This is a genomic window from Streptomyces sp. SID13666 (genome assembly GCF_010548325.1).
Taxonomy (GTDB): domain Bacteria; phylum Actinomycetota; class Actinomycetes; order Streptomycetales; family Streptomycetaceae; genus Actinacidiphila; species Actinacidiphila fildesensis.
The window spans coordinates 176,132-200,710 of sequence record NZ_JAAGLX010000005.1 but is presented as its reverse complement, the minus strand read 5'-3'; the positions used below and the strand labels follow the sequence as shown (position 1 = coordinate 200,710).

The 24,579-nt window shown below is 72.9% G+C and carries 4 protein-coding genes; 1 reads left to right on the top strand and 3 read right to left on the bottom strand.

From position 1 onward, the window contains the following. Window positions 1–35: 35 nt before the first annotated feature. Complete coding sequence (panD, locus tag G3I60_RS11455) at window positions 36–458, bottom strand: aspartate 1-decarboxylase (RefSeq protein WP_164607075.1); 423 nt, start codon at window positions 456–458, stop codon at window positions 36–38. A gap of 126 nt (window positions 459–584) precedes the next feature. After that, window positions 585–782: a hypothetical protein gene (locus tag G3I60_RS45340; RefSeq protein ID WP_232486086.1), complete on the bottom strand. Its 198-nt coding sequence runs from the start codon at window positions 780–782 to the stop codon at window positions 585–587. Between G3I60_RS45340 and G3I60_RS11450 the strand changes: the two genes are divergently transcribed. Further along, on the top strand, window positions 775–1,644 hold the full coding sequence (locus tag G3I60_RS11450; protein WP_343240878.1) for an ABC transporter substrate-binding protein: 870 nt from the start codon (window positions 775–777) through the stop codon (window positions 1,642–1,644). The two genes, G3I60_RS45340 and G3I60_RS11450, sit on opposite strands and share 8 nt — an antisense overlap. A gap of 66 nt (window positions 1,645–1,710) precedes the next feature. Here the strand turns inward: G3I60_RS11450 and G3I60_RS11445 are convergent, their stop codons facing one another. Beyond that, window positions 1,711–24,558, bottom strand: a complete 22,848-nt coding sequence (locus G3I60_RS11445) for a non-ribosomal peptide synthase/polyketide synthase (protein ID WP_164607073.1) — start codon at window positions 24,556–24,558, stop codon at window positions 1,711–1,713. Window positions 24,559–24,579: the final 21 nt, after the last annotated feature.

The window sequence follows — 24,579 nt, the reverse complement described above, 5'->3', positions numbered from 1 at the left end:
GCTGGACTGCCTGCCTGTCCTGCCGGAGGGGCGGGTCAGCGTGTCTCGACGAGGGCGCCGGAGAGCTGGTCGGCCGCGCCGGGGATGGGGGCGGCCGGGTCGGTGCCGAGGTCCACGATGCGGTTGTCCTGGTCGACATGGACGACGTGCGACCGGTGGCGGCGGGCTTCGCTCTCCTCCACCTGCTGGAACGACATGATGATGACCAGATCGCCCGGCTGGACCAGATGAGCCGCAGCGCCATTGATGCCGATGACACCGGAACCTGCGGGTCCCTCGATGGCGTAAGTGGTGAGCCGGGCTCCGTTGGTGATGTCGACGACGTGGACCTGTTCGCCCTCCAGGAGATCGGCGGCCTCCAACAGGTTCTTGTCGATGGTGATCGAACCCACGTAGTGCAGGTCGGCCTGGGTGACGGTGGCCCGGTGGATCTTGCCGCCCAGCAGAGTGCGCTGCATGTCATGCCCTCCGTATGACGAAATGACGAGTCGGCCGCGCGGACCGGAGCCCGAGCGGATTTAGGTAATGCTAACCTAAGTTAAATTTTGGAACCCCCGCCAGAGCCCGCGTGAATGTGCCAGACGTCACCGGGTGGAAAGGAGCACGATGGCTCGCCCCAGTTCGATCCGCATCTCTCCCAGAACACGGTTGCGTTCGCGGTTCGCCGCGACGATAACGGCCTTCGTGGTCGGCGCCGCCTTGCTGTCGGCGTGCTCGTCGTCCGAGGACACCACGGCACCGGCCGCCGCGGCGTCGTCCGGCTCGGCCTTTCCCGTGACCATCAAGCACAAGTTCGGCTCCACGGCCATCCCGAGCAAGCCGAAGCGGGTGGTCACCGTGGGCTGGGACGACCAGGACTTCGCGCTGGCCCTGGGCGTGGTGCCGGTCAGTACCCGCGAGTGGTTCACGCAGTACCCGACCTACCCCTGGGTCAAGAAGGAGTTGGGCGGCACGAAGCTGCCCACCTTCTCCGCCGAGCTGAACTTCGAGGCCATCGCCAAGCAACGTCCCGATGTGATCCTCGCGATCAACGAGACGGTCACCAAGGAGAGCTACCGGAAGCTCTCGGCGATCGCGCCGACCGTCGTCCAGTCCAGCGCATACCTCGACGAGAAGACCCCCTGGAACGTGCAGACGCTGACGACCGGCCAGGCGCTGGGCAAGAGCGCCGAGGCCCAGGCACTGGTCGACAAGGTCGAATCGAAGATCGCCGCCGCGAAGAAGGCCCATCCCGAGTTCGCCGGCAAGGTGCTCGCCATGGACTACGGCCCCGACAAGGGCCAGCACTGGATCGCTCCGGCCCACGACCCGCGCCGGGTCCTCTTCGACGAGCTCGGTTTCGCCACGCAGACCGTCAAGGAAGACCTCAGCGAGGAGCGGCTCGACCTGATCGACAAGGACGTGCTGGTCGTTGTCGGCGCGACCAAGCCGGCGATGCTGGCCTCGCCGGTCTTCGCCCGCCTGAACGTCGTCAAGAGCGACCGTACGCTCTACACCAGCTTCGACACCCCGCTGGCGGGCGCGCTGTCCTACAGCGGCCCCAACGCCCTGTTGTACGCGCTGGACGTACTGGTCCCGCAGTTGGCCAACGCGGTCGACGGCAGGGCCGACACCAAGGTGGCCGACCTGTCCAACCAGTCCTGACGCAGTGGACGCCCGAGGGCGGCACCGGCGGATTCCGCCGGTGCCGCCCTCGGGCGTTTCCCAGGCTCACTCGGCCAAGTAGCCCTCGACCAGCGGCCCGAGGATGTCGAGCGTCCGGGCGTCGAGCAGTTCCGAGTGCCCGCACGCGACGGCGTGCACCCGCAGGGCCCCACCGATGTGCGCGGCCCACTGCTCCGACGCCGTGCCGTGGAAGCCGGGCTCCGCGACGGTGGCGTCGACGAACACCGCGTCGCCGGGGAAGACCCCGAACTCCGCGTGCTCGGCCAGGTGGTCGCTCTCCAGGTAGTTCTCGACCACCCGGGCGATCTGCCCGTCCGCCAGCATCGACACCTCGCCACCGGAGTGGCGCAGCAGCACCACCGCGTCCGCCACGGACATCGAGGCCACCTGCTCCGCCGGGGCCGGGTACCCCAGCTCGGTGAGCAGCCGGACCACGGCCGCCGGACCGTCCCACGCCGCGTCGTCCCGCTGCGTCCCGTCGTCCTCCGTCGCGTCCTGCGATGCCGGGACCCTGGCCCGCGAGTCGAGCATGCCCAGGAAGGACACCTCCCGGCCCGCGGCGGTCAGCAGCGTCGCCACCGCGTGGGCCACCGCTCCGCCGAACGACCAGCCCAGCAGCCGGACAGGGCCGGCCGGGGCGGTCCGACCGATCAGCTCGGCGTACTCGGCCGCCAACTCCCCGAAAGTGGTGGGCAGATCGTCGGTGCGGCTGAGCCGCGGCGACTGCAGGCCGTACAGCGGTATCCCGTCCGGCAGGTGACGCTTCAGCCCGGCGAACTGCCAGCTCAGACCGCTGGCCGGGGGCAGGCAGAACAGCGGCGCCCGGTCGCCCCCGGTGCGCAGCGGCAGAAGCGGCGCCAGTGCGTCGCCCACCGGGGCGGCCGCGCCGCTGAGCCTGCGGGCCAGCGCCGCCGGGGTCGGCAGCGCGAACAGCTCCGCGACCGGCAGCTCCACCCCGAACTCGCGGCGCAGCGCGGCGGCCAGCCGGACCAGCAGCAGCGAATGGCCGCCGAGGACGAAGAAGTCGTCGTCCACCCCGACCGACTCGACACCCAGCACCGAGGCGACGGCCTGGCAGACGGCGGCCTCGGTACGCGAGCGCGGTCCGGTGTGCGACGTCAGGTCCGCGAAGTCGACCTCGGGCAGTGCCGCCCGGTCCACCTTGCCGTTGGGGGTGAGCGGAAGCTCGTCCAGTACGGTCGTCGCCGCAGGGATCATGTACGAGGGCAGCTGAGTGGCGAGGTGTGCCGCGAGCGTCCGGGGCACGTCAGGGGTGCCGTCGGCCGTGGTCAGGTAGGCGAAGACCCGCCCGTTGCCCTGCCCGTCGGGACGGGCCACGGCCGCCGCGCGCGCCACGCCCGGATGCGCCGCCATGACGGACTCGATCTCGCCCAACTCGATCCGGAAGCCCCGGACCTTGACCTGGTGGTCGCCGCGGCCGAGGAACTCCAGCCCGCCGCCGGAGTTCCAGCGCGCCAGGTCGCCGGTGCGGTACATCCGAGTGCCCGGACCGCCCCACGGGTCGGCGACGAACCGTTCCGCGGCGAGCGCGGGCCGTCCCCGATAGCCGCGGACGACCTGCGGCCCGGCGACGTACAGCTCCCCCACGATGCCCGGCGGCACCGGGCGCAGCGCCGCGTCCAGGACCCGGACGGTGGTGCCGGGCAGCGGGCGTCCGATGTGCGGCCCCTCGCACCAGGCCTCGTCGACCGGTGCCGAGGTGACCCATACGGTCGCCTCGGTGGGGCCGTAGAGATTGGTCACCGTACGCGCCCGCCGGACCAGTTCACGTGCCAGCGGCACCGGCAGCGCCTCACCGCCGACGAGCGCGTGCACACCGGTCAGGTCGGCCTCGGCCGTCTCGGTGAGCGCTCCCCACAGCGACGGCGTCGCCTGCAGATGGGTGATCCGCTCGGCGCGGAGCAGCCCGGCCAGCAGCAGCGGGTCACGGACCTCCTGCTCGGAGGCCAGGACCACGCAGGCCCCCGCGCGCAGCGGGGCCATCAGTTCCAGTACGGCGATGTCGAACGACAGGGTCGTCACCGCGAGCAGCCGGTCCCCGGCCGTGAGGGGTGCCGCGGTGGGAATCGCGGACAGGAAGACGTCCACGTTCCGCCGGGTCACGGTCACGCCCTTGGGACGTCCGGTGGAACCGGAGGTGTAGATGACGTACGCCGCCGAGTCCGGGTCGGCCGGGCGGTGCGGGGCGGGGTCGGTCCGGAACGGTGTGCCGCCGTCAAGGAGGGCGTCGACCGCCTGGCCGAAGTCGTCCGCGTCCAGGTCCAGGATGTGCGTGCCCTCGGGCGGGTCAGGGAACAGCGCCCGGGTGCGGGCGTCGACCACCAGCAGCGCGGGGCGGGCGTCGTCCACCATGTGGCGCAGCCGGTCCTGCGGGAAGGCCGGGTCCAGCGGCACGTATGCCGCTCCCGCGCGGGCCACGCCCGCCAGGACGGCCGGCAGGCGTCGTGAGCGCGGCAGCGCGACCCCGATGAGACGGTCCTGGCCCCGGTCGGCGGCCGAGGCGTGCCCCGCGAACATGGCGGCGAAGGCGTCGGCGGCCCGGTCGAGTGAACGGTAGGAGGCCGTCCGGCCGTCGAAGACACAGGCGTCGGCGTCGGGTGTCAGCCGGGCGTGTTCTGCCAGCAGTGCGTGCCAGGGAGGTCCGTCGGCCGCCGGCGGGCCGCCGGGCTGCCAGTCGGCGAGGTCGGCCAGGTCGTCGGCGCAGCGGACTTCGGCGGCGTCCACCCGCCGGTCCGGCCGGGCGACGAGGTCGCCCAGCAGCACCGAGAGACGCCGGACCAGGCGGTCCGCGGTGCGCGCGTCGAAACGGGCGGCGTCGAACTCCAGCGTCAGCCCGACCGGCGCGGACGGGCCCGCGTCGACGAAGGTGAAGTTCAGGTCCACCTTGGGACCGGCCAGGAAGTCCGGGGCGTCGCCGGTCGGCAGCCCGAGCACCCTCCGGACACCGCCGTCGGGGTTCGGCTGGTGCAGGAAGCCCAGCATCACCTGGAACAGCGGGTTCCTGCCCGGTACCCGGACCGGGTTCAGGGCCTCAACGACCTGCTGGAACGGCAGGGTTGCCTGTTCGAACGCGGCCAGGTCGGTCTCCCGGACCCGGCCGAGCAGCTCGGTGAACGTCGGCGATCCGGACAGATCGGCGCGCAGCACCACGGTGTTGACGAAGAATCCGACCAGGTCGTGCAGCGCCGGGTCGGCCCGGCCCGAGGTCGGCGCGCCGATCACCACGTCATCGCCGGCGCCCAGCCGCGACAGCAGGGTGGCCAGCGCGGCGTGCAGCGCCATGAAGAGGCTGGCCGACCGGGAGCGGGCGAGGTCCCGCAGCGGGTCGATCAGCTGGGCCGGGAGCTGCAGGGTGACCAGGCCCTCGCCGCGCGAGCCGCGCAGCGGCCGGTCGGCGGGCAGTGCCATCTCCTCGGGCAGGCCGTGCAACTGCCGCTGCCAGTAGGCCCGTTCGGAGGCGTGCCTGCTGTCCGGGTCGGTGGGATCGCCGAGCAGGTCGGCCTGCCAGCGGGCGTAGTCGGCGTACTGCACCGGCAGTGGCTCCCAGTGCGGCGGGTGGCCGGCGACGCGGGCCGTGTAGGCGGTGTCCAGGTCGTCGAGGAGCGGCCGGTCGGACCACTCGTCCATCGCGATGTGGTGCAGCACCAGGGTCAGTACGGTGTCGCCGGTGTCGTGCTCCTGCAGGACGAGTGCCCGCAGCGGAAGATCCGCCGACAGGTCGAAGGGCAGCGCCACCGCTTCGGCGACCAGGGACGCCGTCCGTGCGGCCGGGCCGCCGACCACGGTCACCGGGACGGGCGCCGGGTCGGTGATCCGCTGCACCGGCTCGTCGTCGACGACCGTGTACAGCGTGCGCAGGATCTCGTGGCGGGCGACGACGTCGGCCAGCGCGGCGCGCAGCGCCGGGACGTCGACCGCCCCGCGCAGCCGTACCAGCAGCGGGTAGTTGTACGCGGTGGAGCCCGGCTCCAGCTGCTGCAGCAGCCAGAGCCGCTGCTGCGCGGCAGACAGCGGCGGGTGTTCCGGCCGGACCCCCGCCACCAGGGCGGCCGGTTCGCGGCCGGGCCGCGCGGCCGCGATCCGCTCGGCGAGCCGCAGCGGGGTCCGGGTGTCGAACAGGTCCCGCAGCGACAGGTCGGTACCCAGTTCGGCACGGATCGCGCCGAGCAGCCGCATCGCGATCAGGGAGTGCCCGCCGGAGTCGAAGAAGTCGTCCTCGACGCCCACCGTCCCGACGCCGAGCACATCGGCGAAGAGCCCGCACAGGACCCGCTCGGCGTCGTTCTCCGGGCGGCGGGACACGGTGGTGACCGGGACCGGCCGGGGCAGTGCCGCCACGTCGAGTTTGCCGTTGCCGGTCAGCGGCAGGCCGTCCACCACGGCGTACGCGGTGGGCACCATGTAGCCGGGCAGCAGCGTGCGCAGTTCACGCTGCACGGTGGCGGCGAGAGCGTCGGGGTCGAAGGCGGCGTCGGGAACGAGGAAGGCCGCGAGGCGCCGCCCGCCGGAGGCGTCGGGGGTCGCCAGTACGGCGCACTGGTGCACACCCGGCAGGCCCGCGACCGCGTTCTCGACCTCGCCCAGCTCGACCCGGTAACCGCGGATCTTCACCTGGTCGTCGGTGCGGCCGAGGAAGTCCAGGTTGCCGTCGGACCTGGCCCGTACCAGGTCGCCGGTGCGGTACATCCGCCCGCCGGGCACATACGGGTCGGCGACGAACCGCTGCGCGCTGAGTCCGGGTCGGCCGAGGTAGCCGCGGGCCAGGCCCGCGCCGCTGATGTACAGCTCGCCGGGCACTCCCGGCGGCACCGGCCGCAGCCAGCCGTCCAGGACGTAGCCGCGGGTGTTCCAGATCGGGCTGCCCACGGTGGTGGCGTCGCTGTCGGTGGTGCCGCCGCCCAGGGTGTTGATGGTGTACTCGGTCGGGCCGTACAGGTTGTAGCCGAGGACGCCGTCGGTGTCGCGCAGCGCCGACCACAGGGTCTGCGGCACCGCCTCGCCGCCGAGCAGCACCAGGGCGGGACGGTGCGCACCCGGCCGGCCGCCGTACTCCTCGCCGTCGAGCAGGCCCTCGTCGATGAGGTGCTGGGCGTAGGTCGGGGTCACGTTCACCACGTCGACGCGGTGCCGGTCGCAGTAGGCCACCAGGGCGCGGGCGTCACGGCGCAACTGCTCGTCGCAGATGTGCACATGGTGCCCTTCGACCAGCCACAGCAGCTCCTCCCAGGACATGTCGAAGGAGAACGAGACGGTGTGCGCGATGGTGAGGATCCGGTCTCCGGCGGCGGTGACCGTCGGGTCGAAGATCGCTTCGCGGTGGTTGAACTGCATGTTGGTCAGTCCGCTGTAGGGCGTCACGACGCCCTTGGGGCGGCCGGTGGAACCCGAGGTGTAGATCACGTACGCCGGGTGGTCGAGCCGTCCCGGACTGCCGGGCGCGAAGGCCCCCAACTCCTCGTCGGTGAGCGGCTCGTCGTGCACCGCCAGTGCGCCCGGGGCGTCCAGGAGCAGCACCGGCACCGGGTGCGCGGCCAGCCGGGGCGCGACCGGTCCGGTGGTCACCAGCAGCACCGGTGTGGCGTCGGCGAGCATCCCGAGCAGCCGTTCGTCAGGGTTGTCCAGCTCCAGCGGCAGATACGCGGAACCGGTGCGCAGCACGGCGAACAGCGCCACCACCATGTCGATGGACCGGGGTACCGCCAGCGCGATGATCTGCTCGGGACCGGCACCGCGGGCCAGCAGCGACCGGGCCACCCGGTTGACGCGGGCATCCAACTCGGCGTAGGTGAGGGTGGCGTCGCCGAAGGTCAGTGCCGGGACGTCCGGGGTGCGGACGGCCTGGCCGGCCATCAGCTCGGCGATGGTCGCCTCGCCGAACGACCGCTGCGGGCCGTCCCACATCCGGGTCAGTGCGGGCAGTTCGGCGTCGGTCATCACCGGGACGTCACCGACGGCCGCCGACGGGTCCTCGGCCAGCCGCAGCAGGACCTGCTTCAGCCGGGCAAGAAGTGCTTCCGCCTGCTCGCGGGGTACCACGTCGTCGCGGAACTCCAGCCGCATCCGCAACTGCCTGCCGGGTGTCGCCACCCAGGTCAGCGGGTAGTGGGTGGCGTCGACGGCGTCCACGCCGACGATGCCGTGGGCGTCCTCCAGATCGGTGAAGGTGTCGTCGTCGAGGAAGTTCTGCAGCACATAGAGGCTGTCGAAGAGCTGCCCGCGTCCCGCGGCGCGCTGGATGTCGCCCAGGCCGAGGTACTCGTGGGCCATCATCCTGACCCGGTCGTCCTGGACCCGGCGCATCACATCGCGAGCGGGCTCGTTCGCGTCCAGCCGGACAAGTGCGGGCACCGTGTTGAGGAAGACACCGATGACGGTGTCGATGCCGTCGAGTTCGGTCGGGCGGCCGGCCACGGTCGTGCCGAAGACCGCCTGGTTCCGGCCGCAGGCATGGGCCAGCACGATGCCGAGCGCGGTGCTGAGGACCGCGTTGAGCGTCACCCCGCTGCGCCGGGCCGACCCGGTAACGCTGTTCGTCTCGTCCGGTGACAGCTGGAACGACAGGCTCGTGGCCAGGACCGGCGCGGTGCCCATCGCCGCAGGGAAGAGCAGGGTCGGTTCCTCCAGCGGGGCGAGCAGTTCGCCCCAGGCCCGCGCCGAGCCCTCGGCGTCCTGCTCCGAGAGATGGCTGAGGTAGTCGGCGAAGGTCGCCGACGGGGTCTCGTAGGCGGCGATCCCGCCGGTACGGGCCTGGGCATAAGCGCTGAACAGTTCGCGCAGGACCAGTTCGCGCGACCAGCCGTCCCAGAGCAGCAGGTGGTATGTGAGCAGCAGCCGGTCCCGTCCGCCGGGGAGCGACACCACGGTCAGCCGCATCAGCGGTGGCCGGGCCAGGTCGAAGGGGCTGCGCCGGTCCGCGGCCGTCACCTCCGCCAGCTGCCGCGCCGCGGACTTCTCGTTCAGGCCGGAGAGGTCGACCACGTCGACCTGTCCGGTCAGGTCCGTGCCGACCAGGGCGACCGGGCGGTCCGCCTGGTCGGAGGTGAAGCCGAGACGCATCGCGGCGTGCCGCTCCAGCACGGCGGCGCAGGCCCGGCGCAGGGCGTCGGCGTCCAGGCGTTCGGCGAAGTCGAAAGCGTTCTGCGCCACGTACACGTCGGCGTCGCCGGCCAGCCGGGCCTGGAAGAACAGGCCCTCCTGGAGCGGCGACAGCGGCCAGATCGCCTCCACGGGCACCGGGGCCGCATCAGCCAGGGCGGTGACCTCAGCAGGGCTCAGCGCGAGCCCGCCGATGACGGGCAGTACTGCCGCGTCTCCCCCGGTGTCGGCGAACTCGCGCAGCGCTTCGGCCCAGGCGTCGGCGAGCGCGGCCACCTCGTCGGCGGGGATCCCGCCATCGGCGAAGGTCAGGACCGCGTGCAGTTCCGGTCCGGCCGGGGTGTCGTGGCAGGCCGCGTTGATCTCCACCAGGTACGGCGTGCCGAGGTCCGGATCGGGGGCCGTCCGCAGCGCCTCAGGTGCGCTCGCCCAGTCGTGCTCGGCGCCCACCGGGAACCTGCCCAGGTAGTTGAAGAGGAGCTGGGGGGTGCCGAGCCGGGCCAGCACCGGCGCGGTGCGCGGATTGCAGTAGCGCAGCAGCCCGTAGCCGAGCCCGCCGTCGGGCGCCGCCCGCAGACTGTCGCGGACGTCCCGCAGCGTCGGAGCCAGGTCGCCGGTGATGCCCGGCAGACGTACCGGGGCGATGGCGGTGAACCAGCCGACGGTGCGCGACAGATCGGTGTCGTCACCGACCGGCTCACGGCCGTGCCGTTCCAGGTCGAGCAGGAGCGGCGCGGACGCGTCGCCGCCACGGGCGGCACGCCAGCGGGCCACCGCCACGTGCAACGTCGCCACCAGCGTCTCGGTGACGTCGGCATCGGCGGCGGCCGGCACCGAGGTGAGCAGCGGTGCGGTGACCTCGGCCGGGAGGCGCAGTACGTGGTCGCGGGTGGCGCCCACGGTCAGCCCGAAGGTGAGCGCCGTGGGATCGAGGTCGGCCCCGGGGGCCAGCACCTCGGTCCAATGGCCGAACTCACCGAGGCGGTTCGCCTGCCCGGCGTTCTCGGTCAGCGTGCGGGCGTAGGTCCGCAGCGAAGTGCCGACCGGGTCGAGGCGCGGAGTGCGCCCGTCGGCCAGCTGTTCCCAGGCCTGGCGCAGGTCGTCGACGAGGATGTGCCAGGACACCCCGTCGGTCACCAGGTGGTGCGCCACCAGTAGCAGTCTGCCCTGCTCCTCGCCCCGGTCGAACAGGACGGCCCGCAGCATCTGCCCGGTGTCGGGGTCCAGTCGGTCGGCGGTGGCGTCGGACGTCACGGCGATCAGTTCGGCGAACGCGTCGTCGTCGAGACCGGTGGCGTCCACCACCTCCACCGGGTCCGCCGGTGTCTCCGCGACGGCCTCCAGCGACCAGAGCAGCGGCGACGGGCGGTGCAGCCGGAGCCTGAGCGCGTCGTGCCTGCCGACCAGGGCGGTGAGCATGGCAATCAGCTGATCCAGCGTCAGGGACGGCGGGGTGCGGAGCAGTTCGGCCTGGTTGAGCCGCTTGATCGCCCCGCCCAGTTCGGCCAGTCGCTGCACGATCGGCATGAGCATGACCTCGCCGATGCCATCGGACGGGGCTTCTTCGGTTGCGGCGGCCGGGGCCGGCGCGGTCGGTGCGATCACCTCGGCGAGAGCCGCCGGGGTCCGGTGTACGAACACCTCGCGCGGCGACAGCCGCAGCGACCGGCGGCGCGCCAGGTTGACCAGCTGGATGGCGATGATGCTGTCACCGCCGAGGGTGAAGAAGTCCTCGCCGGGGCCGACCTCGTCGAGCCGCAGCACCTCGGCGAACAGCTCCTGGAGGGCGCCGACGGCCGACGGCGCGGTGACGGCGGGCGCGACGGCCACCGACGGCGCAGCGGCCGAGGATCGGGCGGCGGGTGCGGGCAGTGCGTCACGGTCGAGCTTGCCGTTGACGGTCAGCGGCAGCGCGTCGAGCGTCACGAAGGACTGCGGGACCAGATAGCCGGGCAGCTGCTCGCCCAGCCGGGCCCGGACCTCGTCGGCGTCCATCTGGGAACCGGACCTGGCGACCAGATACGCCACCAGGCGCCGTCGTCCCGGCTCGTCCTCGCGGACCGTCACCGCCGCATTGGCGACCCCCTCGACGGCGAGCAGTGCCGACTCGATCTCGCCCAGCTCGATCCGGTAGCCCCGGATCTTCACCTGCCTGTCGGACCTGCCCAGGTAGACCAGGTCGCCTTCGGGCGTCCAGCGGGCCAGGTCGCCGCTGCGGTACATCCGGCCCCCCGGCGTACCGGAGAACGGGTCGGCCACGAACCGGCTCGCGGACAGGCCCGGCCGGTCCAGGTAGCCGGCGGCGAGCTGGTCGCCGGCGACGTACATCTCACCGGCGACGCCGGGCGGTACCGGCCGCAGCGCGTGGTCCAGGACGTGCACGCGCAGCCCCGGCAGCGGCCCGCCGATGACGCTGGCGGCGTCGCCGGGCCCGAGCGGCCGGAACGACACATGCACGCAGGTCTCGGTGATGCCGTACATGTTCACCAGGAGCGGTGCGCCGCCCGGGTGGCGGCGGTGCCAGTCCGTCAGGCGGAGCGGGTCCAGTGCCTCGCCCCCGAAGACGACGTAGCGCAGCGCCAGGCCGTCGGGTGCCGTCCGGTCGGTCTCGGTGAGCGGGTAGAAGGCCGACGGGGTCTGGTTGAGGACGGTCACCCGCTCGCGCCGCAGCAGCTCGTGGAAGCGCTGCGGGTCGCGGGCGACATCGCCCGCGACGACGACCAGCCCGCCGCCGTGCAGCAGCGCGCCCCACAGCTCCCACACCGAGAAGTCGAAGGCGGGCGAGTGGAACATCGTCCACACGTCGGCCTCACTGAAGTCGAACACCTCCCGTGACCCGGCGAACAGCGACAGCACGCTGCGGTGCGGGACCACCACTCCCTTGGGGCGGCCGGTCGAACCCGAGGTGTAGATGACGTACGCGGCGTGGTCGGCCAGCAGCGGCGCGGCCCGGTCGGCGTCGGTCGGCGGGTCCGTGCGCCGCCGCGATACCGACGCGGCGAACTCCGGTTCGTCCAGGGCCAGTACCGGCGCGGCGCTGCCGGAGAAGGCGGGCGAGGTGGCGCGGTCGGTCAGCACGCACAGCGGCGCGGAGTCGTCCAGGATGTAGCCGAGCCTGCTCGGCGGAGCGTCGGTGTCCAGCGGTACGTAGCAGCCGCCCGCCTTGACGACGGCGAGCAGCGCGACGATCAGGCCGGTGGAGCGGGGCAGCGCCACGGCCACCCGCGACCCAGGTGCGATGCCCCGGGCGATCAGCTCGCGGGCCAGCCGGTTGGCGCGCTCGTCCAACTCGGCGTAGCTGAGCCGGTCCTCACCGAAGGCGACGGCGGTCGCCCCGGGACGTGATGGCGCGTCCTCGTAGGCCCGTGCCAGCGTGGCGGTGTCGGCGACCCGTTCCGGGTCGGCGGCCGGGACGGCCTGGACCACGGCCCGCTCCCGTTCGGTGAGCAGGTCCAGTGCGGACACCGGCCGTGCCGGGTCGGCGGTGAAGGCGGCCAGCAACAGTTCGACCCGCTCCAGGAGGGCTGCCGCCTGTTCGTGGCCGACCAGTTCCACGTCGTACTTGAGCTCCAGCGCCAACTGCTCCCCGGGGAACGCGACCAGCGACACCGGGTAGTGCGGCGAGTCGGTGCCGGTGAAACCGCGGACCTGGAGGGTGCCGGGGGTGTCGCCGCCGGGCATCGACGGGAAGTTCTCGACCACCACCATGGTGTCGAAGAACCCCCGGACCCCGGCGATCCTGGCCAGCTCGCCCAGGCCGATGTGCTGCGCGTCGAGCAGGTCGGTCTGCTGCTCCTGCAGCGCGGTCAGGACCTCGCCCAGCGACTGCCCCGGGTGCCAGGACATCGGCACCGGGACGGTGTTGATGAGCAGGCCCACGATGGTCTCGACGCCGGGCAGCTCTCCACCCCGGCCCGACACGGTCGAGCCGAACACGACGTTCTCGCGGCCGAGCAGCTGCCCGAGCAGCAGGCCCCAGGCGGCGTGCACCGCCGTGGACAGTGTCACGCCCAGGTCGCGGGCGGCGGTCGCCAGTGCGGAGGTGGACCCGGGCGACAGCCGCCGCACCACGTTCTCGTGGTGCGACACCCGCTGTCCCGGTTCGACGTCGATCAGCCGGGTCGTGTCCCCGACCCCGGAAAGCGCCGCCCGCCACACCTCGCGGGTGGCGACCCGGTCGCGGCCCGCCACCGCCTCGACGTGGTCGCGGAAGGTCACCGCGGGTGCGGGCAGCTCGAACCCGCCGCCGGCGAGGCCGCCGCGGTAGGAGTCGATCATGTCGCCGAAGACCAGCGGGTAGGACCAGCCGTCGGCGAGGATGTGGTGCATCGTCTCGACCAGCCGGTGCTCGTCCGCGCTCAGCGATACGAGCGCGTAGCGCAGCAGCGGCGGCCGTTCGAGGTCGAAGGGGTCGGCCAGCTCGGCGGCGGTGAACTCGGCAAGCCGGGCCAGCGCGGTGTCCCGGTCGAGTCCGCCGAGGTCCAGCTCGCGCCAGGGCACCTCGACGGTCCCGGCGAGGACCTGGACGACCCGGCCGTCACCGGTCTCGGCGAAACAGGCGCGCAGCGCGTCATGGCGGTGCACCGTCGCGGTGACCGCCTGCCGCAGCGCCGCCGGGTCGACCGGCCCGGTCAGCTCGGCGATCTGCTGCACCAGATAGGTGTCCGCGCCGTCGTCGGCGTCGGCGATCCTGGCGTGGAAGTACATGCCTTCCTGCAGCGGCAGCAGCGGCAGGACGTCCCGGACGTCCGGGGCCAGCCGGTCCACGTCGTCCTGGGCCAGCTCGACCAGCGGGAAGTCCGACGGGGTGTGCCCGGCCAGGTCGCAGCGGGTGAGGCCGGTCAGAGCGGCCGTCCACAGGTCGGCCAGCTCCGCCAGGTCCGTCCGGTCGAACACGCCCGACGGCCAGGACAGCGTGGCACTGAGGACGGTCCCGTCCGGCCCGTCCTCCGCCAGGGCGTTCACCTCGAGGGTCATCGCCGGGTTGGTCGGGGCGACGCCTTCGCGCAGCGGCCCGGCCGCCGACCAGTCCGCGTCGGTACCCGCGCCGAACCGGCCCAGGTAGTTGAAGAGAATCTGCGGCGGCGCGGGCCAGGAGGTGGCCGCCCGGTCCGTGAGATAGCGGAGTACGCCGTAGCCCAGGCCGCGGCGGGGCACCGCACGCAGCTGTTCCTTGACCGCCTTGGCGGCACGGGCCAGGGCGGGTCCGCCCGCGACGACCTCGTCCCAGTCCAGCGGACCGGGGTCGACGGCGACCGGGTGGATGGCGGTGAACCAGCCGACCGTACGGGACAGATCGGCCTCGGACTCGACGACGTCGCCGTCCCGGCCGTGGCCCTCCAGGCTCAGCAGCACCGCTGAACCCGCCCCGCGCCAGCGGCCCAGCGCGGCGGCGAACCCGGTGAGCAGCACATCGTTGACGCCGCCGTGCATCGCGGCGGGCACCCGCGACAGCAGGGCCGTACTGACGTCGGCGGGGAGCGACACGGTCAGCGACCGCACGGTGGCCGCGGTGTCGGTCACGGGGTCCACCGGGCGGCTGCCGAGTACCGGGTCGGACACAGCGAGGACCTCCTGCCAGTGCCCGGCCTCCGCTGCGAAGACGCCCTGCGCCGCGGCGTCCGAGATCAGCTGCGACCAGGTACGGAACGAGGTTGGCACCTCGTCCAGGACGGGTTCACGCCCGGCGCGTACCTCGGTCCAGGCCCGGGCCAGGTCGTCACCGATGATCCTCCACGAGACACCGTCCACGACGAGGTGGTGGACGACCAGCAGCAGCCGCCCCTGCCCTGCCGGATCGGCGGCGGGGTACCAGACGGCCTGCACCATGACACCGTCGTCGGGCCGCAGCCGGGCCGCGGCGGCTGCAGCGGCGTCGTCCGCGTCGTCACCGGGGCCGTCCGTGTCGGCCACCGACAGCAGAGCCGCTGCGTCCACCGGTTCCGGCGGGACAACCAACGACCAGCTGCCGCCGCCGTGTTCGGTCCGCGCCCGCAGCAGATCGTGCCGGTCGAGCAGCGCCCGCAGCACCCGAACCAGGCCCGCGGCGTCCAGACCGGCCGGGGTGCGAAGCAGCATCGACTGGTAGAAGTGGCTCAGCGGGGTGTCCGCCGCGACCGTTTCGGCGAGCATCGGAGTCGGCGCGACCGGCCCCACCCCGATGTCCCGGACGGCGCTCACCCGCCGGACGTCCTGCGGCAGCGCGGCGGCCAGCGCCTGCACGTTGCGGCGGCGGAAGATGTCACGCGGCGTCAGATGCAGCCCGGCCTTGCGGGCCCGGCCCGATACCGCGATGGAGGAGATGCTGTCGCCGCCCAGGGCGAAGAAGTCGTCGTCGATGCCGATCGCCGGCAGCGCCAGTATGTCCGCGAAGATCCCGGCCAGTATGCGTTCGCGCTCGTCACGGGGCGCGCGGTGGCTGCCGCCGCCGGCCGTGACGGGCTCGGACAGCGCGGCTACGTCCAGCTTGCCGTTGACGGTCAGTGGGAGTTTACCGACGACGCCGTACAGCGCGGGGACCATGTAGTCCGGGAGCCGCTCGGCCAGCGCCTCGCGCAGCCCGGAGATCAGCTGCCCGGTGTCGGCCTGCGGATCGGCCGGGATGACGTAGGCGATCAGCCGCTTCAGGCCGGTCACCGTCGACTCGGTGCGGGCGACGACCGCCGCCTGCCGGACCTGCGGAAGTGCGGTCAGCGCCGACTCGATCTCGCCCGGTTCGACCCGGTAGCCCCGGATCTTGAGCTGGTCGTCGGCCCGCCCCAGGTAGTCGATGTTGCCGTCCCTACGGCGGCGCACCAGGTCGCCGGTACGGTACATGCGCCCGCCCGGCGTGAACGGGTCGGCCGTGAACCGGGACGCGGTCAGCCCGGTCGCGTGCAGATAGCCCTGGGCCAGCCCGGCACCCGCGATGTACAGCTCGCCCACGACGCCGTCGGGGACCGGCCGCAGCCAGGGGTCGAGGATGTGCGCGCGGGTGTTGAGGATGGGGCGTCCCACCGTCGGGGTCGCGCTGTCGGGGGTGCCCGCGCCGAGCGTGTTGATGGTGTACTCGGTCGGCCCGTAGAGGTTGTAGCCGACGGCTCCGCCGGGCTCGCTCAGCCGCGACCAGACGGCATCGCTGACCGCCTCGCCGCCGAGCAGCACCAGGCACGGCGGATGTCCTGCGGGGTCGAGCAGGCCTTCCTCGAAGAGGTGGTGGGCGTAGGTCGGCGTCACATTGATCACGTCGACGCCGTTGTCACGGCAGTAGCCGACCAGGGCGGTGGCGTCGCGGCGCAGCTCCTCGTCACAGACGTGCACCTCGTGGCCCTCGACCAGCCACAGCAACTCCTCCCAGGACATGTCGAAGGCGAACGACACGGTGTGCGCGATACGCAGCCGCGACCGGCCCTGCCCGGCGGCGCGGGCCACCGCCGGTTCGAAGATCTCGGCCCGGTGGTTGATCTGCATGTTGGTCAGGCCCCGGTACGGGGTGACAACGCCCTTCGGGCGGCCGGTCGAGCCCGAGGTGTAGATGACATAGGCCGGGTGCTCCAGTCGGCCCGGGACGCCCGGTGCGAAGGCGCCCAGTTCGACGTCGGCAAGGGGCGCGCCGGACAGGCCGTCCAGTTCGGCGCGGAGCGCCGGGTCGTCGAGCAGCAGGCAGCCGCCGCCGAGCCCGCGCTGGTGATCGGCGAGTGCGACGCCGGTGGTGGACGCCAGCAGCAGCCGCGGCGCGGCGTCGTCCAGCATGGTGGCGAGCCGGTCCACCGGGTGGTCGAGGTCCAGCGGGAGGTAGGCGGCGCCGGTGCGCAGCACCGCGAACAGCGCCACGACGGTGTCGGTGGAACGCGGCAGGCCCAGCGCGACGATCTCGCCGGGTCCCGCGCCCCGCGAAAGCAGCAGCCGCGCGCAGCGGTTGACCTGGGCGTCGAGTTCGGCGTACGTCAGCCGGGTGGGCCCGAAGACCAGGGCGGTCTCGTCCGGGCAGGCGGTGGCGCGCTGGGCGAGCAGGTCGGCGATGCTCTCCTCGCCGATCGGCTGTGCGACGGCCGCCCATTGCCCGAACCGCGCGGTCCGCTCCTCGTCGAGCGACAGGTCCAGCGCGGCGAGCGGCGTGGACAGCCCGTCGCCGAACTGCCGGAGCACCTGGACCAGCCGGCGCACCAGCCGGTCCGCGTCGGCCTCGGCGATCACATCGGGCCGGTACTCCAGCTTGATCCGCAGGTTGGCGCCGGGGGTGAGTACCCAGGTGTACGGGTAGTGCGTGGTGTCGACGTACTCGACCCCGGTGATGCCCTGCTCCCGCTCCAGTTCGGTGAAAGTGGCGTCGCCGAGGAAGTTCTGCAGCACGAACAGGGAGTCGAAGAGCTGGTCGCGGCCGGCCGCGCGCTGGATGTCGCCGAGCCCGAGGTACTCGTGCGGTGCCAGCTCCAGCCGGTCCTCCTGGACCCTCCCTGCCAGGTCGAGGACGGTCTGCGACGGCGTCGGCGTGATCCGGGCCGGGACGGTGTTCAGGAAGAGGCCGATGACGTCCTCGATGCCGGGCAGCGCGGTGGGCCGTCCTGCCACGGTGGTGCCGAGTACGACGTCGGTACGTCCGGTCTCATAGCCGATCAGGACGCCCAGCGCGGCGGTGAGCAGGGAGTTGAGGGTGACGCCGCCGCGGCGGGCGTGCTCGTCCAACCGGGCGGTCAGCTCGGCGGGCAGCACCGCGAAGACCCGCTCGGAGGGGATCGGTTCGAGTCCCGCCGCCTGCGGCACCAGGATGGTGGGCTCCGCCAGCCCGGACAGCGCACGCGTCCAGGCGTCGGCCGCGGCCGTACGGTCGCGGTCGGCGACCCACGCCAGATAGTCGGGGAACGTCGAGCGCGGCGGCTCCAGCGCGCCACGGGCGCCCCCGGAGCCGTACAGGGCGAACAGCTCACGCAGCACCAGCTCGCGGGACCAGCCGTCCCACAGCAGGAAGTGAGAGGTCAGCAGCAGCCGGTCGCACCCATCGGGCAGCCGCACCACCGTCAGCCGCATGAGCGGCGGGCGGCCCAGGTCGAACGGCAACTCCCGGTCGGCCCGCATCAGTTCGTCCAGCTCGGCCTGTCGGCCGGCGAGCGTGCCCGCCGACAGGTCGGCCACGGTCACCTCCGCGGGCACCCGGGAGCCGATGACCTGCACGACGCCGGACGACACCTCGGCGAACGAGACCCGGAGCGTCGGATGCCGCTGGAGCAGCGCCTCGAACGCCGTGGTCATCGCCGGGACGTCGATCCTGCGGTCGAGGTCGAAGGAGTTCTGGGCGATGTAGGTGGTGACCCCGTCGGAGTAGACGGCCTGGTAGTAGACACCGGCCTGCAGCGGCGACAGCGCCCAGATGTCTTCGACGGGTACCGGTCCGGCGGCACAGATCCGGTCGATCTCCTCCTGGTCGAGCGTTACGGTGACCAGTTGGTCGGGCGTCAGCGCGGCAGGCCGTACGGTCGTCGGCACCACCGGGCCCACGTCGTGCGCGGCACCCAGCCGGGCGTCGATCGCGGCCGGGGTGCGGAGCCGGAACAGCTCCTCGGTGGTCAGGTCGACACCCTCGCGGGACAGCCGGTTCACCGCCCGGATCGCGGTGATGCTGTCGCCGCCCAGGGCGAAGAAGTCGTCCTCGACGTCGAACTCGGCGATGCCGAGGAGTTCGGCGAACCGGTCGCGCAGCAGCGCCGCCCGGGCGGTGAGCGGCGCGGTCCTGACGGCGCGCCGGGGGGCCCGCGCGGGGTCGGGCAGCGCGGCGCGGTCGCGCTTGCCATTGGGCAGCAGTGGCAACTCGTCGAGGACGGTCACCGTCGCCGGGACCAGGTACGGCGGGAGTTCGGTGCGCAGCGCGGCCAGCACCGCGCCCGCCTCGATCCGCTCGCCGTCGACGGCGACCACGTAACCGTGCAGGGCGGGAACGCCCGCCGCGGTGGGCCGTACGGCCGCGACCGCCTCGGCCACGCCGGACCTGCGCCGCAACGCGGCCTCGACCTCGGCCGGTTCGACCCGGTGGCCGTTGATCTTCACCTGGTCGTCGGCGCGGCCCAGGAACTCCACCTGTCCGTCCACCGTCCAGCGCCCCAGGTCGCCGGTCCGGTAGAGCCGGGCACCCGAGCCGAAGGGATCGGCCACGAAGCGGGCCGCGGTGGCAGCGCCCTGGCCCAGGTAGCCCCGGGCCAACTGGGCGCCGCCGACATAGATCTCGCCGACCGTGCCGGGAGTGGCCAGGCCGAGCGCGGAGTCGAGCAGGTATACGCGGACGCCGGGCACCGGTGCGCCCAGGGTCACCGGACGGTCCGGCGACACCTCGGTGGTCAGCACGTCCCCGGCGACCTCGGCGGAACCGTAGGAGTTGACGACCACCGCGTCGGGCGATGCCTGCGCCAGAGCCCGCAGGCAGGCCTCGTCCAGGGCCTCGCCGCTGAGGATCCAGCGGCCGATCCCGGCCAGGTGCTGCGGCGCGGTCTCGGCCAGCGCCGAGGCCAGGCTCGGCACGGCCAGCAGTTGGGTGGCGCCGCACCGGTCGACGAGGCGGGCCAGCGCCGCGCCGTCGGCGGCGACGGTGTCGTCGGCGATGACCGTGGTGGCTCCGGCGACCAGCCCGCCGAGCAGTTCGGTGGTGCCGTCGATGAAACTCAGCGAACTCTTGGCCACCCGGACATCACGGCCGGTGTTCGACCACTGCTCCCGTGCCCAGGCCAGTCGGCCGGCCAGCCCGTCGTGGGTACCCACGACGGCCTTGGGCCGCCCGGTGGAGCCGGAGGTGTAGACGACGGACACCGCGTCGGAACCGTCAGGAACGGGCAGTTCAACAGCGGTGGCGATGGTTGCGGCGGCGGCCCGGACGGTGAGCGTCGGCAGGCTGTGCGGGGGCAGCGAACGGGCGGTGGCGTCGTCGGTGAGGACGGCGACCGGCCGCGCGTCGGCCAGCATGAACTCGACACGGGACGCCGGATAACCGGGATCGACCGGCAGATAGGCCGCGCCGCTGCGGATGACCGCGAGCAGGGCCACCGCCAGGTCCGTGGAGCGTGCGGTCGACACCGCGACGATGTCGCCGCGCCGTACCCCGGAGGCCACCAGCGCGCGGGCCACCCGGTCCACGCGGGCGTCCAGCTCGCCGTAGGTCAGGAAGGAGTCGCCACAGCTCACCGCCGTACGGGTGGGGTGCTCGGCGACACGGTCGGCGAACATCGCCGGCACGCTCGCGCCGGTCGTCCGGACCGCGCCGGTGCCCGCCGCGAGGACCAGGTCCCGCTGCCCGCCGGTGACCGTTTCGAGTGCGCCACAGGCCCGGTCGGGGGCTTCGGTGATCGCGGCGAGCACGGTCTCGTACCTGGCCAGCAGGTCCGCTGCGGCCTGCGCGCCGATCAGCGTCCGGTCGTGGGTCAGTACGACCTCGGTCCGCTCGCCGGGCTTGGCCATCAGCGTCACCGGGTAGTGCGGGGGCTCCACGGTGCGCAGCGCGGTCACGGTGAGCCCGCCCACCGAGGTGTCGGGCGCCGGGTAGTTCTCGATGACCACGAGGGTGTCGAAGAGTTCGGGCACGCCGATCCGCCGTTGCAGCTCGGCCAGCGGCACCTGCTCGTGCTCCAGCAGCCCCGACTGGACGTCGGCGAACTGCCGCAGCACGTCCGTGACGCGTTCGGTGGGGGCGCAACGCACCCGGACCGGCACCGTGTTGATCAGCAGGCCGATGATCCGGTCCAGGCCCGGCAGGTCGCCGCCGCGCCCCGAGACGGTCAGTCCGAAGGTGACATCGGCGGAGCCGGTGAGCCGTCCGAGCAGGATGCCCCACGCCCCGGTGAGCACCGCGCCGAGCGTGAGCCCGTGGCCGGCGGCGTACTCGCGCAGCCGTCGGCTCAGCTCCGCGGGCAGTTCGCCGCCGACCCGGCCGAAGCCCGTGCCCGGCCGCGACGGCGCGGCGAGCGTCCCGGCCAGCCGGGTCGGCGCGGTGACACCGGCGAGGGAGCGGGCCCAGGCCCCGACCGCGTCCTCCGTACCGGTTCCGGCGAGCGTCCGCAGGAAGTCGGTGTAGGGGACCGGTGCGGGGAGTTCGGTTCCGGCGTGCAGCCCGAGGAGTTCGCGCAGCATCAGCGGCACCGACCAGCCGTCGGCGAGGATGTGGTGCACGGTGTGGATCAGTACGTGCCGGTCCGGGCCGAGCCGCACCAGCGCGTAGCGCATCGCGGGCGGTTCCGTCAGGTCGAACGGCACCTCACGCTGCGCGCGGGCCAGTTCGTCGAGACGTTCCTCGACGTTGTCGGAGCCGAGGTCGTCGAATCGCCACGGCACCCTGGTGCGTCCGGCGGTCACGGCCACCACCTCGCCGTCGCCGATCGTCCGGAACGCCGAACCCAGGTGCGGGTGCCGGTCGAGGACGCGTTCGGCGGCCAGCCTGAGCCGGTCGGCGTCGAGCGGCCCGTCCAGTTCGATGATCTGCTGGACGACGTACGGATCGGAGTCGCGGGCGAACGTGGCGTGGAAGTAAAGGCCGGTCTGCAGCGGGCTGAGCGGCAGCACCTCGCGCAGGCCGTCCGGTCCCGCCGCGGCCTCGAGCGCGGTGACGTCGGCGGCGTCCAGGGCCAGCAGCGGAAAGTCCGACGGGGTGTGCCCGGTGACGGCGTCGCTGCCCGCCACGGCATCGAGCAGTTCGGTCCACAGCCGGGCCAGCCGCCCCACCTCGGCGGCGTCCAGGATCCCGTTCGGCCAGCTGAACCGGGTCTGCAGTACCGGTCCGCCTGCCGTCTCCACCGCCACCGCGTTGATCTCGAGCGCCCGAGGCAGGGGCATCTTCGGGTCGCGCCGTTCGACGACGATCTCCTTGCCGCCGACGGCCGTCCACGGCCGGTCGGTGTCGGCCTCGAACCGGCCCAGGTAGTGGAAGAGCACCTGGGGCGACACGGCCAGATCAGGTCGGGGCGCGGTGCCCAGGTAGCGCAGCGCGCCGTAGCTGAGCCCTCGCCGGGGCACCTCGCGGAGTTGTTCCTTGACGGCCTTCACCGCCGCGCCGAGCTCCGTGCCGCCGGCCAGCAGCCGTTCCCAGGGGGCGGATCCGGGGTCGAGGACGGCGGGGAAGAGCGTGGTGAACCAGCCGAAGGTGCGCGACAGGTCGGCGTCCCCAGGGGCATCCTCCTCGCGGCCGTGGCCCTCCAGCTCCAGGAGTACGGCGGAGTCCGCCGCCCGCCAGTGACCCAGCGCGAGCGCCGCCGCGGCGACCAGGGCGTCGTTGACGCCGCCATGGATCGCGGCGGGGACCGGGCCGAGCAGCCTGGCCGTCACTGCGGCGGACAGCTCGACGGTCAGCGACTCCTCGTTCGCGACCACGTCGCACTGCGGGTCGAGGGGGCGTACGCCCAGCAGCGGATCGGCCGCAGCGGCGAGACGGTGCCAGTGGTCCTCGTCGGCGGCGAAGACGCCCGTCCGGGTCGCCTCGGTCAGCTGGGTCGCCCACTGCCGCAGCGAGGTGGGGGCGGGCGGGAGTGCCACGTCGTGGCCCGCTACCGCGGCGTCCCAGGCCGCTGCCAGGTCCTCGAGGAGCACCCGCAGCGATACGCCGTCGACGACCACATGGTGGATCACCAGGACGAGACGGCCCTGGCGGTCCGGGCCCGCGTCCAGCCAGACCAGCTCGATCATCCGGCCGGCCGCGGTGTCGAGCCGGGCGGCGGCCGCGGTGGTGGCGTCTTCGACGGCCGAAGCCAACGCCGCCTGGTCCAGGCCGGCCGCGTCCACCCTGGTGATCACGTCGGCGGCCGGCCGCGCCCCGGCTGGGGCGATGGTCAGCGTCCACGACGAGGTGCCCTCGGTGCGGGCGCGCAGCACGTCGTGCACGTCCAGCACCGCGGTGACGATCTCGTCGAGCCGCCCGGCGGTGAGCCCGGCGGGTGTGCGCACGGTCATGGACTGGAAGAAACCGTCCAGGCTCGGACCGGCCTCCTGCAGCCAGCAGATGATCGGGGTGGACGGCACTGGACCGGTGGCGGCCACCGTGTGCGCGGCGGCGGTGTCGAGGGGGCGCACCACCGTGGCGAGCGCTGCCGGGGTACGCCCGGTGAAGAGGTCGCGGGCACGCAGCACGAGCCCGGCCCGCTGGGCCTGGCGCACCGCGGAGATGGCGATGATGCTGTCACCGCCGAGGGCGAAGAAGTCGTCTTCCGCGTCGACCCGGTCGAGGCCGAGAACCGAGGCGAAGATGGAGCAGAGCGTGCTTTCCAGGGGGGTGCGCGCGGGCCTGGTCCGGGGCGCGGTGGTCACCGCGGGCGCTGGGAGAGCCTGCCGGTCCACCTTGCCGTTGGCCGTCACCGGGAGCCTGTCCAGTACGGTCAGGACGCCGGGCACCATGTACTCGGGGAGCCGCCCGGCGCACCACACGCGCAGCGTGTCGTCGGCGCTGCCGCTGCCGGCCTCAAGGGGTTCGTCGACGGTGACGTAGCCCGCCAGTTGCTTGGCCCCGGCGGCGTTGGTGAGGACGACGACGGCGGCCTGCCGGACGGACGGGTGCGCGGCGAGGGCGGCCTCGACCTCCTCCAGTTCCAGGCGCATGCCGCGGATCTTCACCTGGTTGTCGGCCCGGCCGACGAACTCCAGGGTGCCGTCGGTGTTCCAGCGGGCCAGGTCGCCGGTGCGGTACATCCGGCTGCCGTCGCCCTCGAACGGGTCGGCGACAAACCGCGACCCGGTCAGCGACGGCGCGTTCACATAGCCGCGGCCGAGCAGGAACCCGGCCGCGTACAGTTCGCCGGTCTCCCCGGCGGGCAGCTGTTCCAGCTGCTCGTCCAGGACATACAGGCGGGTGTGCGGGTTGGGCCTGCCGATCGAGGTGGCGATCCGCTCGGCGGTGTCCCGGTAGATCACGTGCGAGACACCGATGGTCGCCTCGGCCGGACCGTACCCGTGGTACAGCGTGGTGCCCAGCCGGCTGCGGAACCGTTCGAACAGTTCCGGAGTGAGGACCTCGCCACCGCACCACACGTGCTTCAGGCCGGAGAGCAGCGAGGTGCCGCGTGCCATCTCCAGCAGAACGTCGAGCATGGACGAGACGAGGTAGACGAAGGTGACCCCCTCGCGGGCGATCAGGTCGAGCAGGTACTGCGGGTCGCGTTCGCCGCCGGGCTCGGCCACGACGACGTAGCCGCCGCAGACCAGCGGCAGCAGGATCTCGTTGACGGAGATGTCGAACGACAGCGGCGCCTTGAAGAGAGAGGCGTCGCCGGGGCCGAAGCCCAGGATGTGCTCCACCTGCCACAACAGCCGTTCGCAGATCGCCTCATGGCGGATCATCGCGCCCTTCGGCTTCCCGGTGGAACCGGAGGTGAAGATCACGTATGCGAGCTGGGGGCCCTGGATCGGCGGATGCGGCGCGTCAGTGCTGTGGTGGCCGTGGCTCCAGTCCCCGAGGTCCACCTCGACCAGGGTGTTCGCCTCGACGTCCAACTCCCCGCCGCGGGCGGCGATGACCAACCGGGCCTGCGCGTCGGCGCGGACCTGACGGCGGCGCTCCTGCGGCCAGGCCGGATCGACCGGGACGAAGGCGCCGCCCGCGACCATCACCGCCAGCACACCGACCACCATCTCCGGCGAACGCGGCGTCGAGATCGCCACGACCTCCTCGGACCGCAGGCCCAACTCCCCCAGCCGGTGCGCGAGCTGGTGGACGCGGTCTCCGAGCTCCCGGTAGGTCAGGCGCACGTCCCCGGCCACCAGGGCGACGGCTTCCGGTGTGCGGCTCACCTGGGCGATGAACAGGTCCGCGACGGTGGTGATGGTGGTGGGCGCCGTCATGTTCTCTTGTTCCGCCTATCA